Source organism: Pseudoalteromonas tunicata, from assembly GCF_002310815.1.
GTDB classification, from domain to species: domain Bacteria; phylum Pseudomonadota; class Gammaproteobacteria; order Enterobacterales; family Alteromonadaceae; genus Pseudoalteromonas; species Pseudoalteromonas tunicata.
On the sequence record NZ_CP011032.1, the window covers coordinates 2221437 to 2238899 of the forward strand.

The following is a 17463-nucleotide window of genomic DNA, read 5'->3' on the forward strand; positions in this document are numbered from 1 at the left end:
TAATGATAAAAACAGGGATTTTGCTAATAACATTGCTACCCCAAATAAGCTTTGCACTTGACTTTTATCAACGTGAAGAATGGTGTGAATCAATCGATAAAACCAGCCCTTACGCCATCAAAAGTACAAAAGTATTCGATATAATTGCATCTAACCCTCAAAAAGAAAAAAACGATGCCATTTCTGATTTAAAAAAAGATTTATGGGAGAAAATTGATAAATTAGCTAAAGAAGAAAATATCGACAGTTTTTATTTCAAGAGTATCAATCTAGAAAACCCACCAGACAGAAGCGCTCCTAGCCGTTTTGCTGATCGTTTAAAAGCCTCTGTAACACTTTATCCTGCAACACAATGTAATGTGCAAAGGCGTGTTAGCTGGGATCAAATAAAAGTATCGTCACAAGAGTCATTGCTTGCTTCTGGTACTGTGACAAGAGAGCACGTATTTAACATCAACATCTCAGCAGAAACAAACAAATCAAACCATGCATCACCTTCATTGGTTGATCCAGTGATCACTGAGTCAACATTCTATGGACTTTCATTAGGGATGACCAAAGAAGCGGTGCTCGATCATGTGCAAGGATTTGATTTAGAGATCCAAATAAGCCCAATTTCTGTGATTCACATTATTGGCCGTAATCACGCTTTCTATTTTAAAAACAACTTATTAGTTGGTTATCAGTATGCATACAATTTATTGCCCATTGTCTTTGCCAATCAACTTGCAATGACACAAACTTGGCCGCAGTTTCAATTTGATAATCAAAATATTTTAATCAATGATGATCTTAGTGCCAGTGCAAAAAGTGCCATTAAAAAGTTAACCAACAATAACGCACAAATTGAAACAGTCAAAAATGCAATAACAGAAGAAATTAAAACTAAATTGATCTCTTTTAGTTTAGGTGAAACCAACACATTTATACCTATGGTCAACAATACACGTTGCGTAGACTTTAACGCCCCCCTTGAAGCCCAATTAACATCCTTAAAGCACCATTATCGACTGAAGTTTAATGAGCAAGATAAAAATGTTAGCTATTTAAACGATTGCCAACAGCTGCTTACTTTTCAAGGACAATATTTAAAAAAGGTTAAGTTGATGCAGCTGACAGAATTAACAAATTATCAACTCAGTCCTTTAAATAAACTGCTCAATCAACAAGAGGCATGGAAATTTGGTGCAATAAAACAAGGCATGCCTGAAAGCCAGGTCATTGATAAGCTAAAAGTGAGCAACCCATTCATCTTTGAGCAACAACTCGAAATAAGTAACGATAAGTGGTACGGCACATTACAATTTGGCGAAAAAGGCGTTGTATCAGGTAAATTAGACTATTTTGGATCTTAGAACAGCGCCTTTAGCCTTTTAAGCTAATACTGAATAAACGCTCGACATCAACCCTAAATATTTTATTTATTTTCAATAACTTGTATAATAAACATTGAAAACGATGTCGAGTTTATTGCTCAGCTACATTACTTAACTTTAAGAACAAATTCGTTACACTCTTTGCACATCAAAAATGGTGGCGCAGCCTCGCATTTTTATCCATAACAATCTGAAATTATTACACATATATAAAACCTATCCCCACTTCGGTTTCATAGTTATTGCAAACAATTGGGCTTTTGCGCAACTCACTACTGAAATATTCAAATAGTGCTTCACCGTAAATCTGCCAATCTTCATTGATGTTGTGACGGTATGAATAATCGATTCCGAAAGATCGTAAGCCTCCATTTAGATTCGTTGCGGCTAAGCCTGAAGCAGCAGCTTGCATTACGTTTATACCAAACCCCTTGTTGGCGTACTCGCTGTCATGAAAAACAGCAACCAAATTAACTTCTGAACCACTGCTATCATTTTGGCTTCCAAAGCAGTAACCCACGCCAAATAATCCTAAATTGCCATCACCTCCCGTCACGACCCGCCCTATTATCCAAGAGCGCCAATCAGAGCTAAATGCTCGGCGTGCTTGAAGCACAACTTCAAAACCTTCTTCTTGGTTGCCTAGGCCATTTAAATGGCCGTCGTCTGAGTCGCTTTCTTCGCGACCCTCTTCAAAGCCAAGCAAGGTGTCAATTAACCAAGTTTCATCTAATAGACCACGCAAGCCCAATGCTTCGCCTGCGAAATAAAAAATATTATCATTACTTCGTCATTGCACAGCCCCTGCAGGCTGGATTTCCAAGCCAAATTCATCTGAGCCTTCGTACGCTGTTTCATATTCAACGCCGAGGCCAAGCCCAAACGCTCAGCCTTTATTGCCTTTTGTGAAGCCATCAACTGAGGGTCATGGAACTAAAACTGTTTTTGTATCTTGCGCTAAGGCGGTGTTAAAGGGATAGATAAAGGTGGTAATAGCTCCGGCAATGGCTAGAGGAAAGGCATAAGTTTTGTCATTTTTTATGTCTTGTATGTGTAACAAAGCGCAATCAAACGCTCATTTTTGTTCAATTAGTGTACGCATGCTTTTGAAAAAGTTCATTTTTTGGCAAATTAAAGCTTGGAACTGAAATTTTACACTACAAAAAAACTGCCAATATGTTTGCTGTGATATGTCCTGTCGGGCTAAAGCTCGACCTACAAAATGCGGCAGAGCTGCGCTCGACTTGGCTAGCAGGCTTGCACCTGCGCCCCTCAATGCAAACTCTGAAATCAAGTTTCTAAATAAAGAGCACGCGCCACTGCCGCGCTTTAATCTGGGCAAAACAAATGTGGGTTATTTGTTTATAAACACATCTGTTGGGCACGTTTTAAATTGTTAATAGACGCAATAACTTGCGTGATGGTGCCGTTATGGTTTTTAACCGAGTTTTCAACCCCATTCTTAGCTACTCCCTTTTTAACCGCGCCCTCAACAGTCCAATCGTTATACTGTTTTAACGCTTGCAGTATCGCAATATAACTGGCTTGCCATTCATCTATCGTCATAAACAGCGGGTGATTTTTTTCAAGTTCGCTTTGCCATGCTTGCAGCTGTGCTTGTAAGGCCGAAAGTTTTGCTGCTGCGCACTGCAATTGGTAATCGGCCACCTCATCATCAAAGCGCCGTAACGCTAAACTTTCAACAGGTAATGCATCGACTATTTTATCAAGCGGGGCGAGTTGATGATATTCATCACGTAAGTAAGCTAGGTGGTGCAAGGTATAATAATGAGCGGGTTCAATCAGTTGGCTAAATGTTATCAGGGCATCAATGTTTTCTACTGTCGCACCCGCTACGTGTTTTAGGCGTTGTACAAATTGTTGTTGCTGCAATAAGCCAACGTGCTCATTGGCATAACGGTGCATAACTGCCAACCGTTGGTACATATCGCGCTCGTTGGTGAGGCTGGGCGATGACCAAAACCGCTCGGCAATGGCATACAAACGCGGCCATAACCGGGTATCGAGATTCTCGGTTGTAATTAACTCAGACCAAATAGTGGCTTCACCGCCCAGCACATTGCCAGTTTGCTCACGCTGCTGCTCGGCAATCAGTAGGGTATTTAAATGCTCGAGGCTGGTTGTATTGGCTTGCGCGGCAAAGGTGTAGGGCGTATTACCAATGAGCGCATCGAGCTGGCTGTTTTGGCCTAAAGCAAAACGCAACGTAGTTGGGCCCATCCAGGTATCGAGCGTAATCTGATAAACACCGGCGGTTTGCTTTACGTTGTGACTGATAAATTGGCCTTTGCCCTTTATCTCAACGCGAGCAAAGATTGCATTATGGTGATTGGTAAACACATCAACCTGCCCCGTCACGGGGCTACCTTTTAATCGGGTGAGCGTAAAATTCACACTGCCTTTGAGCTTGTGTGCCACCACTTTTTTTGTTGGTGCGGGCACGGGGTGATTGCGATAATGGTAGCTAGTCCACTGGGGCTGGTCGATATAAAAGCCGCTGGAGAGTAAACCATCAAATCCCGCTTCGCGGATGGCGGTGAGTGAATGGTGGCCGCGCCACGATTGTACTAAGGTGTTTTTTGGTAAACTCGGATGCAGCACTTCATCCCAACCAATCATTTTTTTGTGGTATTTGGCTAAAATGGTGGCAACGCGTTGGTTAAAATAAGCATGCAAGGCATAACTATCGCTAAGGTTGTTAGTCTGCATGTAGGCTTGTATTTGGCTGTTTGTTTGCCAGTCACTGTCGTCGACTTCATCGCCACCAATATGTAAATAAGGGTCTGGAAATAACCCTGCAAGCTCATCGACTACTTCATCAACAAATAGATAAACCTTAGGATTACTGGGGTCAAGTAATGGTTTAAATACGCCCCAATGGCGCTCCATTTCACTCAAAACTGTACCGCTGCCCAACTCAGGATACGCCAAAATAATTGCACTGGCATGGCCGGGTACATCAAACTCAGGCACTACGCGAATGCCCAACTGCGCGGCATAAGCCACCACTTCTTTAATTTGTGCTTGGGTATAATACAGCCCATCTGAGGCAGTTTGATGCAATTTAGGGTAGCTGTTTAATTCAATACGCCAGCCTTGGTCGTCGGTTAAATGCCAATGAAATACGTTAAATTTGGCTGATGCAAGCCCGCGCAAGGTGCGCTTTACATCATCAATCGGTAAAAAATGGCGCACACCATCAAATAACAACCCGCGCCACGGGTATGTAGGACTATCGGTAATGGTGACATTGACCAGTTGCCGTGGTTTTTCGGCCAAAAACACTAACTGCGACAAGGTGGCAAGGCCACGTAACAGCCCGTATTGGTTGGCACTGCTTAAAGTAATGACCTGATTTTCAATACTTAAGGCATAGCTTTCATCCATAGCTAAATACGGCAAAGGGCCATCGAGTTTATTGACCTTCAGCTGTAGCTGTGCACGCTCGAACGCGGTCCATTGAATAGCAGAAAACTGCGTTGACAGCTGAGAGTTGGCCAATAATGGCGCAAGCGCAGCTTGCTGCTCTTTGGCAACATACACCGTAAGGGTGCTGTTAAGCTGGGAGTTTCCTTCAAGTAAGGTGACATTGGTAGGCATGGGCATCAGGGCGGGTAAGGCATTGGCTGAACTAAAGGGTAAAAAACCAATTAATACGGCACAAAAGAAAAGATAAATTAACTTATTCATTCAAAAAGTCCTTTGGCATGCAGCACGGCGCTGGACATTGGCATAATGCTAGTTGCAACAATGGCACCTGAGCCACCAATTACTTGTGCCGCAAGGCGTTGCGCGGTGTTGATAGCAACCTTAATCGGTTGGCCAGATAAATACTCAGCTAAGAAGCCAGCTGAAAATGAATCACCTGCAGCCGTGGTATCAACAACCTGTGTAACAGGGCTCACAGGGTAACGGGACAAAGTGTGATTTTGCCCCACTGTTTGCAATACCAAGGTATCGTCAATACCTTGTTTAATCACCACTAATGCATGGGAACATGCTTGATAAAATGCACTTAATTGGTATTCGCTACACTGGCCAAACACACCAAAGTGGTCGTCATTAGTGGCAAAAATAATGTCTGCAATCTTAAAGGCCTGCTGATAACACTTTTGTGCTTGTGCCTTGTTTTGCCAAAGTATTTCACGGTAGTTACTATCAAAAATGACGCGCCCACCCGCTTGTTTATACGCCTCAACATGAGCGATAAATAGCTGTAATGCAGCCTCATCTAAAATTGCTAAACTAATGGCCGAAAAGTACACGTAATCAAATTGTTTTTGTTTTAGTGCAATTAAAAACATCTGTTGCTGATCAAGGTCAAAATACACTCTGGCGGCGCTGTTTTTACGATTGTAATGAAAAGCTCGTTCGCCTTGCTCATCAGTGGTAATGCCGTACACACCGAGTGTACGAGCTGGCGAGTGTTGTAAATACTGTAAATTTAATCCTTGATGGAGCCAAAGCGTATGCGCATGAATGCTTAGCTCATCACACCCTATCGCCGAAACAAAATACACATCGGCTTGGCGATCTAATAAACGCTTTAAATACACCGCACTGTTATACGTATCGCCACCGAAGCTCCCGGCATAATTAGGTGATAACTCATGCATTGCTTCACCAAAAAAAGCGATTTTAATCATGTTGCATCTCCTCGCGTTGGGCTTTTAATATTGCCAGCGCCTCCATTGAGGTGCGTGTTTGCACAGGCGTAAGTAAAGTGACCACGGCAGCCAAAATGGCCGATATTGTGGTAGCCGGAATAATCGGATTACTCCAATAAGCAAGCCAATCTGGCGTTAAGATAATGGCGAACGAGACAAGTAACGAAACAAACAGCGCTGTCATTACTCCTTGCCAATTAAAACGCGACCAAAAATGCCCAAACAATACCGACACACATAAGCCCGACATTAAAGTGGCAATCATATTGGTGATATAACCAATGACATCATTCGTTAATAACGCTAGTAATAATGCAATACCAATCGTTAGCACCAAACCAAAACGTGAAAGCATCACCACTTCATTAGCATGAGGCATACGGTTAAAGACTAAACAATATAAGTCGCGAATTAGCACACTGACTGCGGCAATTGCATCGGAACTAGCGCTCGAAATAGTGGCCGACAACCCGGCAATAATGACTAAAGCCGCCAAGCCAAATGGTAAAAGCTCCATCGCCATGTACGGAAACGAAAACGCACTGTTTTCAAGGTCTGGGTTTAACTTAAACGCCGCCATGCCAATAATGGCGGGCACAATGGCAAATAATAAATATAATCCACCAGAGGTATAAAATGATTGGCGAATGCTTTTAACGTGTTTACCCGAATAAATGCGCTGACGAAACGAAGGCGCCACTAAAACCCCCACCAGCACCGCAAAAAATAACGATAATCCTGGTAATACGCCCACTTTATCAAGCGATAAAAAACTTTGATTAAGCACAGGCTGAGCACTGGCCATTTCGGCTACACCGCCAACTTCATAAAGGGCAACACCCGCCATTAAGAAAAAACCAACAAACAAGACTACAGCTTGGATAGAATCTGTCCAAACCACTGCAACATAACCGCCAATCACCACATAAATGCTAAATCCCAGTGCAATAATCAATTTTGCTGAAAATGGCGATAACCCAGTTAACCACGCAAGGTACATACCGCCACCCAAAATATGCGCACCAAGCCAACCTATGCTGGCAATAAAAATAAAGACGGCAATGGTATTTTTAACAATAGGATGCGCACCGACATAATAAGAAACTTCTTCGCTCATAGTCATAAACTGATGCTCTCGCACCGGTGCAAATACCTTGGCCAGCAATAAAATGCCGCACGCCCCGCCAAGGCCATAAATCATCCCTGCCCAGCCATTTAAATAAGCAAACCCCACAGCGCCCATGGAGGAACCTGTACCTACCATAGTCGCCACCGTTGTACCTAAGGTCAGAAAAAACGGTAAATTACGCCCACCTAATAAAAAGTCATCACCACCTTTGGTATTGCGGCTTACCCACCAGCCAAACCAAATCATAAATCCTAAATAGCCTAAAAAGGCCAACAACAATTCCCATTTCATAGCGCACTCTTTTATTATTTTTAATTGTATTGATGCATCATAAATTGATGATATTTATTATTTTTAGTGCAATATCCAGCACTCGTTATCCTCTGAGTTCGGGAGGCTCAGAGGCACTCAATTGTTATGGCGCTTTATAACATGTGACATCCACTTCGACTTTACAGTCGACCACTAAATCGGCCACGGCACAAATACGCGCAGGTGGGTTAGCACCAAAGTATTCTTTAAACACTTTATTAAACGATTGAAAATAGCGCGAGTCAGTTAAAATCACCGTCACGTGCACCACATCTTTAAGCCCATAACCCGCTTCGGTCATAATATCAACGCAGTTTTGAATCGCTAAACGCGATTGCTCAATAATGCCCCCTTCAACCACTTCGCCGTCTTTCATCGGTGTTTGCCCCGACACCATTAACCAACCACCGGCTTCAACAGCGCGGGCAAACGGTAAATGTTGCCCACCGGTGCCCGTGCCACCTTCAATACCAATTCGTCTAATCATGTATTACTCCTTGAGAGGTTAAAAATTTGCCCGAAAATGCCGGTAAAATCTGTTTATCTTTAAATGTGGTTTGGCCATTAGTCCAAACGCGATGAATGCCCGATGCAGGTAAAGTCGGGTCAACAAAGGTGGCGTTATCAATAATTTTATCGGCGTCAAATAAAACTAAATCGGCAAAATGCCCTACTTTTATCGCTCCGCGATCATGCAGACGATAATTAGCGGCACTTAGCCCAGTCATTTTATGAATGGCAGTTGCCAGCGAAAAAAGCCCTTGTTCACGACTGTAATGACCCAGCACCCGCGCAAATGACCCCCATAAACGCGGATGTGGATGCGGATCGCACGGTAAACCGTCTGAACCAATCATGGTTTTATCAAAGGCCAAAATGGTTTTTACATCGCCCTCGTTTAAGCCGTGATACACAGCTCCAGCGGGTTGGAGTTTTTTGGCCGCATCCAGCAAGCTCAGGCCCCATTGCTTGGCGATATCAGCTAATAATTGCTCGGCCATTTTTGGATGCGATTCAGACCAAGTAATAAAAATATCAAAGTCATCAGTTACTTGGTTTAAATCAAGCGTGCTAGAGCTTGCTGCATACGGATAAGCATCACAGCTGCATTTTGAATCTTGACCTTGCTCTGCAAATTTAGCCAACAGCTCTGGTGCGCGGCCCCAGTTGTTTTTGCCAGCACACTTTAAATGCGAAATAATCACTTTAATACCAAAGTGTGTTTCCATCGCAAACGCTTCGTCCATCGCCTCTAAAACTGCATCAAACTCGGTACGTAAATGGGTGGTATAAAGGGCATTGTGTTTTTTTAAAATTTCACCAAATGCATGTATTTCATGCTCTGGCGCACACTTGGCATTGTGATAAGCAAGCCCAGTACTTAACCCCAAAGCACCTTCATTAATGGCTTGATTGAGCTGCAACTGCATTGCATTTATTTCATCAGAGGTGGCGGCGCGATCTAAATTATTCATCACATTATTGCGTAAAGTGGTGTGACCCACCAAAGCGGCGACATTTACATTGGCTTTTTTGACATTAAAAGCGGCAATGTAATCGCGCATATGCATAAAGTTAAATTCGGCTTTGTCACCCAGTAGATTCATAGGATCGGGTGCATCTGCAGTTAACGTTGCAGGGGCTGCGCTAATGCCACAATTGCCGATAATAACGGTTGTTACCCCTTGGCTCACTTTGGCCGCCATGATCGGATTGCGCAATAGCTCTAAATCGTCATGGGTATGCACATCAATAAAGCCTGGGGCTAAACACAAGCCATCGGCCATTATTTTATGGTTGGCCTGTAAATGCGATAACTCGCCCATTGCCACAATGCGTTCGCCTTTTATTGCGACGTCCATGTGCACAGGATCATTGCCTAACCCATCAAATACCCAAGCGCGGTAAATAACAGTATCAACAACAGCTGAGTGTCCGTACTCCATTATTAATCTCCTAGAGGGGTCCTGTTCGGTCCTTGGCGGTATTCATCTAATTCATGTTTAATACGGCGAAGCTTTTCGCGTGATTTTTTCTGGGTCAAAATTGCCACTTCGCTGGCCAATACATCAACGGCCGCTAACATGGCATAGCGAGCGGTACTTGGGGTAAAAATGTAATCTGACTCATTGGTTTTTATGGGTAAATGAAAGGTTGCGACGTCAGCAAGGGCGCTGTCTGGGCAAATCGCAATCACTTTGGCACCGTAGTCTTTGGCAATACTGGCGGCATCAATTAAGTCTTGCGGTAAACCGGTGAGCGATAATACAACCACCACATCACAGACATCAACACTGGCAGCAGTCATGCGCATCATCACCGGGTCGCTATAAGCATTACTTAATACATCAAGGCGAAACAAACGGTTATGGCACTCTTGCGCCACCACAGAGCTGCCTCCTCCGACACCAAAAATAAGCGTGTGGCGACTGCTAGCAATGCAGCGCGCGGCTTCTTCGACCTGCGTTTGTGCAATCAATCCCGCGTTTAAATCTAAAATAGCGTGAATTGCTTTGTAAATTGCTGGAATATCTTCACGTTGCGAATTATTTTCGCTAATAAAGCGCTCACCAACCGCTAACGATTGCGCCAATTGCAGTTTCATATCACGTACATTATCGCAATCGAGCGCTTTGGCTAAACGAGTAATTGAGGCATGGCTAACATTAGCGCGCTGCGCTAACTCACCGATACTGGCAGAGGCGGCAAACTGTAAATTTTCTAATATTAATTGCGCGACTAACTGCTCAGATTGACGTAAATGCCCTAAGCGTTCTTTAATTCTCGAAACAATATCCAATGAATTACTCTCCTAAAAATAGGTATCAAAAATATCAACAACGGTATAGTTATCATCTATTACGTTGATATAACGCCACTTATCAAATGTTAGGCAAGGGTGTGAAGTACCAAAAGCAATAATATCGCCCACCTTTAACGGATAAGTATCACTAAAACGTAACATGGCGTGTTGATCCATGATTTTTTCGATTTTCCAACCCGTACCTGCCGATGTAACGGTACCCTGCTGGTTTATATGTAAATTGGGAATTGGCAAGCCTGCATCAAAGGCCACATCACGCTTACCCATGCCAATAATGGCACGCCCAGGCTCTGGTATTGACTGTACATAGGCCCAAATCTCTAAACACGACTGTAGGTCGCTGCCGATATTACAAGCAAGAGGATTGCGCGCCAAAAGCTGTTGCTGCGCCTGCTCATAAATACCTTGGTCGTGCGCAACATAACAGCCGGGCCTTATTACCGGCACCATGTTAGCAAGCAGATTATTTGGTGCAAACGCATCACACACTAAGTCATACCAAGCTGAACCGCCGGCAGTTATCATCACGTGTTCAGTCTCAAATGCATGCTCATGAATTAAAGTTTTACACAGATTAACAGCATAATTTAAAAACGCAGTCACCTCTGTGTGCGTACTAAGCACACCTTCATAAAGCTCAAGCCCTGCTAACTGAATCGATGAAAACTGATGGATCTGTGAGACTAACTGTTGGATTTGCGCACCATCAACAATACCACAGCGCCCGCCTGGTACCCCAAGCTCAATCAACAGCTTGATTGAAAGCGCCTGCTTAGCAAAAAAAGTGCCTATTGCCGCAATGTTATCAACATCATCTACTAAGCAATAAAAGTCGATGTCATGCTGATTAAGTAGCTGAGCAAGCTGAATAAAATTGGCTTTACCCACCAATTGATTGGCCATAATAATGCGCTTGGCACCAGCATGGGCCGCAATCACCGCTTGATGAACAGTCGCAACTGTAATGGCATATGCACCTGCCGCTAACTGCATCTTAAAAATAGCCGGTGCCATGGTTGTTTTACCATGAGGCGAAAATTTCACCTGACTTTGCGCCGCAAATTGCGCCATCCAAGCAATATTATTGTCTAACCGCGTTTTATAAATACACGCACACGGTAAGCTCACCTCCTGCTGTGCCACATTCCACCCACCCTGTTTCAACTGCGCTTGCTCTCCTAAGCCTTTATTTAAGGTATAAGTTTGTATGGTGTCTTTCATCGTTAAACTTAGCATAACAAAGAACTCTTATTTTAAATCATCAGGTTAGATAGCAAAGCCACATCTTGCTTTAAAAAATTATTACGTATAAATGGAATGGCAGTTGCATTTTCAATAAAAGTGATGTTAATTAATAACACAATAATAATCAACAAATGTTATTAACTAACCTAAAATATTAGACATGAAATAGCGCATTAAACGCAAATAGGCATGCAAAGCGTTAGCTAAACCTAATTTGGCACACTTCTGCCCAGAAGATGAAAGGCTTAACTCAACAAATTGAATTAAGTTTTTTATGGATGGCGTATAACGCTATTTTGCCAAATCAAAAACCAGTACAACCCACCCCTTGAGTTGTACTGGTTTTCTTTTGTGCCAAAAATAAGCAAGCTTTTTACTTAAGTTAAAACTGATATTGCATGCCCAAAGTAATCGCGCGTCCTCTATTGGCAATGCCTTCTTCATAGACAATAGATTGAGTGCGATACTGCTGATTAAACATATTATCGAGCGCAAAATTGACGGTTAAATGTGGTGATAGTGATAAGCTGGCATTCGCCGCAGCCACAAAATAGCTACTTTGATTTGCAACAGCCTCATTGTTTCCCCGGTAAAAGCCATGAAGATTAAAGCGCCATGCTGCTTGTTGATAATCGAACATCACAGCCCCAGTATTTTGGGCAATATTGATATCTGAATCATCAGTAAACCAATTCCACAAAACCTTGATTGAGAATTGTTGAGTTAATTTGAATTGCAACTCTGTTTCTACCCCTCGAGATTTTTGGCCATCGTTATTAGTAAACGAAGGTGAAAAAAATGGGTTTTCAGGATGTTCAACAGGCGCTGCTAGAGTGATCAATTGTTTAAAATCATTATTAAAGGCCGTTATTTCAACATGCCAATTTTCAAATGTCTGTAACCAAGAAACTTCAATGGTTTCGACCTCTTCGGCGTTGAGATTAACATTACCAAAATCAACATAATTATTACGATCATAAAGCTCTAAAAAGTTGGGCGCTCTAAACGCTGTACCATACATTAGTTTAAGACTACTTTTTTCCTCAGGCTTCCAAACGGCCGCTATGCGGGGACTAATAGCATGGCCAAAATCATTGTAATAGTCATAGCGAATACCCGCTGTCACTTCCCATTCGGTCGTTAACTGTATTTGGTCTTGTAGGTATAAACTGACTATCTTTCGCGATTTTCTATCGCTAAAACTCTGATCTCCAACTAGTTTAATTGATTGTTGGTAAGGCTCTAAGGTAAATAAATCATGAGTTGTAGCGGTATAAACGTCACTAATATGCGCTTTTTCGTAAGCACTGCCAAACGAGACTAAGTGGTTATCACTCGCTTGATAAGATACATTAATTGCTGCTTTACTGTTTTTTGAGGTTAAAAAAGGGCCACCTACAAAATTGGTTGCGAGTGAAAAGTCGGGAAAAATCTCAACCTCTTTTGGAATAAGTAAAGCTTGGGTTTGCCATTTATCTTGACTGTGAGCAAACGAAACATCGTAATCAAGCTGATTAAACCAAGTACCATTGTACTGCGCACTAAATGACCATTGCTGCGATTGCTCTTTATTAATGTCATTCCCTAAAGAGCCTAATGCAATAAAGTCGTTTAATTGCCGTTTCATATAACGTGCGGTAAATAACCAATCGTGCCAGCTTTGTTTTAGATAAGCATCAAGGCCATTAATGGGATCGTGAGTCTCACCCTCGATGCCATTAATATCGGTTAAATGATAGTTATCACCTGCATCATCAAATACGCCAAGATAAAAATCTAACTTCTTATGCTCAGAAAACGCGTGTGAAAGCGAAAAGCGTGACGACACTCGATTAGGATGCGAAACAGAAACACTCATTTCGTTACGGTTCGAGGCGGTTATAATATTGATCACACCTAAAAATGCATTGCTGCCATACAAAGCAGAACCCGGCCCTCTAATTATTTCAATCCGCTCAATATTTCCTAAATCAATTAGCCGATTTAATATGGATATTCCACCTGTATATAAATCATTGATCTTATTGCCATCAATTTGAACCAGCACTGATTCCGACAGCGCAGTGCTGCGTCCACGCGCAGAAATTCGATTAGCTGTGCCTTGCTCTATGTCTCTAGTACTTTGATAACCAGGAACAAAATTAAGCAGCGTTTGTAAGTTGGAAATCCCCATTTCGTTTATTTGGTCACGGGTGATGACATAAACAATAGAAGGCGATGAATAAATAGTTTGTTTATTTTTAGTTGCTATTTCAATGGTGGTTAACTCTTCCAAGCTGAGTGAAAATAAGTCAGGCCCTTGTTCACCGTATGTACAAAAAGAAAGGCAACACATTGTTGTTAAAGCCAAACCTTTCAAAGTAGCTCACCCCAAAATGTTAAATCTTAATCGTAGGACTGCTTTAACTTATAGGTTACTAATGCAGTATCCACAACAATTACATCATAGGTTTAAGCGACTTACCTCGTGCATGTCTTAACGCATTCAACCGTTAGAACCCTTGGCATAACCAAAACACAGGTTGCTTTTTCTCAATCACAGTAATGACTTTTGTCATACTCGATTGCTGACAATGCACACTCAAATATTGCCTGTTTTACGCAGATACTAACCCCATACACACCAGGAGATAGTATCATGACATGCAAATCACTCGACCAACAACTTATTGAATACCGCCAACAACGGGCACTCGCCATGCCTTTAGCTGGCATGATTATTTGGAGTTTACTGTTTACACTGAGCTTTCTTTTACCCCTTTCACAAATAGTGTTTGCAGTCTTTATTGGCACTGGTTCTATCGTTTATTTGGCAATGGCGCTGTCTAAGCTAACAGGCGAAAATATAACCTTTAAGAATAAATCTGAGCGTAACTGGTTTGAGAGCCTATTTTTGGCCGCAATCGGCATGAGCTTTCTCACCTTTGGGATCAGTATTCCATTTTTTATGGAGAATTATTTAGCGCTCCCTTTTGCATTAGCAGTGCAAACAGGGCTGATGTGGCTCATTTATGGGGTACTCGCTGCACATAAAGTGGCGATAGGACATGCAATTGTTCGAACATTAGCCTGCGTAATTGCTTTTATGATTTGGCCAGAACTAAGCTTTCACATCCAACCGTTTATTGTAGTGTGTTGTTATGCTATTTCAATTCCACTGATGGAACGACGCTGGCAAGCACAACAAAACAGATGTCTGACCCAGTAACAACGACACTTTTGTTAAATTAGGGCTTTTCTGTTGTCAACTCTGTGAGTTTTTGATTAATTTCAACCAGCTGGTAGGGATTCGTTTTAAGCTTTGCAAGTAATGTAAGTGCTTGAATATAAGCGTGTGTTAATGCGCTTTCAGAAGCAACGTTTATATCTGGAATGACTCCTACACCTTCCCAATTCGTTTTTGAAATAGGATTAACAGCCATTGAAACTGGAATTGCAGCGCGAAAACCGTCGCCTAATTCAAACCATTGCCAAGGGTTGGCGCCGCCTTTACTACTTTGCCCAATAATGGTTGCGCGTTTTAGCTGTTTAAAGTTATAGCTAAACTCTTCAGCTGCAGAAAACGTCTTGTTGCTGATAAGAATATACAGCGGAAAATCACTCCCAAACATTTGTTCAATGCTATCAAAAGTCCAAAATTCAGTTAAAGCGCCTGTCGCTCTTGAGTAAAAGCTGTTTAAATGTGTTTTTTTAGGCAAAAAATAACTGCTGATCAGCTGTACCATTTGTGGATCGCCGCCACCATTTCTTCGCAAATCAATAATTAATGCATCGCTATGGGCGACAAACTGCATTAATCCTTTTACTGTCGCACGGGATTCATCGGTAACTGCATCAAATCCCCAAAAATCGATATAACCAACATTACCCGATAAAATCTCGACTTTGTTAAAGCCAAAATTACTCCTTTGTAACGTAGCAAACCAACCTTCCTTTACTGAATCTTCGGTTTTTTCTGAGTTTTTTCCCTGATATTGCACCGCAAAATGTGTATCAAATACTTTGAGTTGGGCTGTCAAAAAAGTAGCTAATTCAGCTGGATGATGAAAGCCTGTTAAATCTTCATCACTGGCCAATTGCAAAAGTTGAGCATTTATACTGGCAACTTTTTCGGTCTGTACATAATTGGCTTCAATGGTCTTAATCAATGAATTAACTGTTGTGGTAGTGCCTAAACTCTCGATCGCTTCGCTGTTAAAACCAATTGCTCCTATGAGTAATAACGCCAAGTATTTCAAAAAGCACCTTTATTAAGATTAATCATGTTGGAGTCTCGATGAGAATAGCTGATACAGTAATTCTAATTACATCTATTATTTCAATTTAATCAATTGATTATATGTATCAAGATATTACTAGCACAGTAAAAAACTGAATTTTGAACTAAAGAGCAATCACTTTGAAACTGTATTTAATGCAAGGTAGCTGTAACTTATTTATCCACAGCCAAAACGGATTACAAAATCGCTCATTGCTTAGTAAAAAAAGTAATTGGCATAAAAATAACAAAACCTCCTAAACCCTAGGTTACAACCCCATGACAATGCATTTTAAATTCATATTAATCTTACTTTACACCCTCATACAAAATTAAACATTTTTACACAATTGCTAACGTACCTAATTTTTAAAGAGCTGTTAATATAGGTCCAAGAAAGCAAACGTACATACAAAACCATATTTAAATAGGTAAAGAATTTTCAGTATGAGTAAGTATAGCTCAGGTAATATTCTGGTCATATTGCGCGCTTATTTTAAAAAACTAAGGCCATATCTGAAACCTTTACACAACCCAAATTATATTAGTTAAAAATTTAATGGAGTAAACGATGAGTAACTTATTCAATCATAATGGAATTAAAATAACATTGTTAGCTGGCTTGACTGCAACATTGATGGGTTGTGGGAGCTCTGATGAGGTGGATGAAGCCTTAGAGAAAAATGCAAAATTCTCTTTTGTGAATTCACTTGATTCAACATCTGATTTTTATGTCGATAAAAGAAGCATCAGCTTAGGCTACAGCGGGCTTTTTGACAGCAAAAATAGAGTTTCAGATGATGTTAGCCAAAACTCTGTAGGGGCAACGTATTCATACAACTATAAAGCTATCAATAACATGGTTAACGTTGGTGTGAAAGAAAGCAATGGTAATGAAGAAAAAAATTACGATACGTTAAAAGATGGCGATAACCTATGGGTCATTGCTTGGCAATCTGGCAATGACAAAAAAATATCTTTTGTTAATAAAAAGAAACAAGACCAAGCTGATATATTTAATGTCCGCGTTTTTGCAAGTGGTAATTACTCTGTTGCAATTGATGGCAACCAAGCAACAGCTACGAAATCAGGCGAAATATCGAGCTATATGGCAGTTAACAATTGTGCCAATGGACTTGCAGTTAATGGCGTAGCTATCGATTTGTGTACTGGAGATTTTGGTAAATCTTACTTAGTTGTTGTTGATGCTAATGGCAAACGAGTGATGGCGCAAGAATAGTACTCAAGCGTCAAGAAGTGAAATACCGACATAGTTTATCTGTAAACAGCAGCCATCAAGCTGCTGTTTATATATAGTTAAAACGTACTCGACTGATAGGTTTAGAACCTAGTTTTATCAACTAAGCGCCCCGCTAAAATCCACAGCAAAAATTAACACTTTATAAACATTTTAATTGCAAAATAAACATTAGTGTGTAATTGTTTAATTTCAGCAATAACGCTGAAAGTTAAAAACCTTTCCATAATCATTAAGGAGACGTAAATGAATACTTTTATCGTGTTTACTCCTAGTGATCTGCAAGAATGTTCAGCCGACTACCACTTAAGCGAGTGGTTTGACGAATAAACTTTTCTGAAATTAATTCCATAAATACTTACTAAAAAATTTG

General features: G+C 41.3%; 13 protein-coding genes. 3 read left to right on the plus strand and 10 right to left on the minus strand.

The genetic code is table 11. The features are described from left to right. Window positions 1–2 precede the first annotated feature (2 nt). A complete protein-coding gene (locus PTUN_RS10060; RefSeq protein ID WP_009840161.1) occupies window positions 3–1355 on the plus strand; it encodes a hypothetical protein in 1353 nt (450 codons plus the stop codon). A 220-nt stretch (window positions 1356–1575) separates the two neighbouring features. Here PTUN_RS10060 and PTUN_RS10065 read toward each other — a convergent pair whose 3' ends face one another. The 9 genes from PTUN_RS10065 to PTUN_RS10110 form a co-directional block, all read right to left on the minus strand. Further along, window positions 1576–2151: a MipA/OmpV family protein gene (locus tag PTUN_RS10065; protein WP_269725764.1), complete on the minus strand. Its 576-nt coding sequence runs from the start codon at window positions 2149–2151 to the stop codon at window positions 1576–1578. Between the two features lie 587 nt (window positions 2152–2738). Continuing rightward, window positions 2739–5087 (minus strand): family 20 glycosylhydrolase, encoded by a 2349-nt coding sequence (locus PTUN_RS10075; protein WP_009840165.1) that lies wholly within the window; start codon window positions 5085–5087, stop codon window positions 2739–2741. Further along, the gene (locus PTUN_RS10080) at window positions 5084–6043 is read right to left on the minus strand and encodes a sugar kinase (protein WP_009840166.1); all 960 of its coding nucleotides are present in this window, start codon (window positions 6041–6043) and stop codon (window positions 5084–5086) included. Before PTUN_RS10080 ends, PTUN_RS10075 begins: the two co-directional genes overlap by 4 nt. Further along, the gene (locus tag PTUN_RS10085) at window positions 6036–7484 is read right to left on the minus strand and encodes a sodium:solute symporter family protein (RefSeq protein WP_009840167.1); all 1449 of its coding nucleotides are present in this window, start codon (window positions 7482–7484) and stop codon (window positions 6036–6038) included. Before PTUN_RS10085 ends, PTUN_RS10080 begins: the two co-directional genes overlap by 8 nt. Window positions 7485–7608: 124 nt before the next feature. After that, window positions 7609–7992, minus strand: coding sequence for a RidA family protein (locus tag PTUN_RS10090; protein ID WP_009840168.1), 384 nt, complete (start codon window positions 7990–7992; stop codon window positions 7609–7611). Further along, window positions 7985–9451: an N-acyl-D-amino-acid deacylase family protein gene (locus PTUN_RS10095; RefSeq protein WP_009840169.1), complete on the minus strand. Its 1467-nt coding sequence runs from the start codon at window positions 9449–9451 to the stop codon at window positions 7985–7987. The genes PTUN_RS10090 and PTUN_RS10095 overlap by 8 nt, the downstream gene beginning before the upstream one ends. A 2-nt stretch (window positions 9452–9453) precedes the next feature. Then, a complete protein-coding gene (locus PTUN_RS10100; RefSeq protein WP_009840170.1) occupies window positions 9454–10305 on the minus strand; it encodes a MurR/RpiR family transcriptional regulator in 852 nt (283 codons plus the stop codon). A 12-nt stretch (window positions 10306–10317) separates the two neighbouring features. Further along, on the minus strand, window positions 10318–11550 hold the full coding sequence (locus PTUN_RS10105) for an amino acid deaminase (protein WP_009840171.1): 1233 nt from the start codon (window positions 11548–11550) through the stop codon (window positions 10318–10320). Between the two features lie 406 nt (window positions 11551–11956). After that, window positions 11957–13909, minus strand: coding sequence for a TonB-dependent receptor plug domain-containing protein (locus PTUN_RS10110; RefSeq protein ID WP_040644164.1), 1953 nt, complete (start codon window positions 13907–13909; stop codon window positions 11957–11959). A gap of 303 nt (window positions 13910–14212) precedes the next feature. Between PTUN_RS10110 and PTUN_RS10115 the strand changes: the two genes are divergently transcribed. Beyond that, window positions 14213–14782 carry a DUF7010 family protein gene (locus tag PTUN_RS10115; RefSeq protein WP_009840175.1) on the plus strand — a complete coding sequence of 190 codons (570 nt, stop codon included), beginning with the start codon at window positions 14213–14215 and terminating at the stop codon, window positions 14780–14782. Window positions 14783–14801: 19 nt separating this feature from the next. Here the strand turns inward: PTUN_RS10115 and PTUN_RS10120 are convergent, their stop codons facing one another. Next, window positions 14802–15812, minus strand: coding sequence for a S41 family peptidase (locus PTUN_RS10120; RefSeq protein WP_119081481.1), 1011 nt, complete (start codon window positions 15810–15812; stop codon window positions 14802–14804). A gap of 591 nt (window positions 15813–16403) precedes the next feature. Here PTUN_RS10120 and PTUN_RS10125 point away from each other — a divergent pair. Continuing rightward, window positions 16404–17072: a hypothetical protein gene (locus tag PTUN_RS10125; protein ID WP_009840177.1), complete on the plus strand. Its 669-nt coding sequence runs from the start codon at window positions 16404–16406 to the stop codon at window positions 17070–17072. Window positions 17073–17463 lie beyond the last annotated feature (391 nt).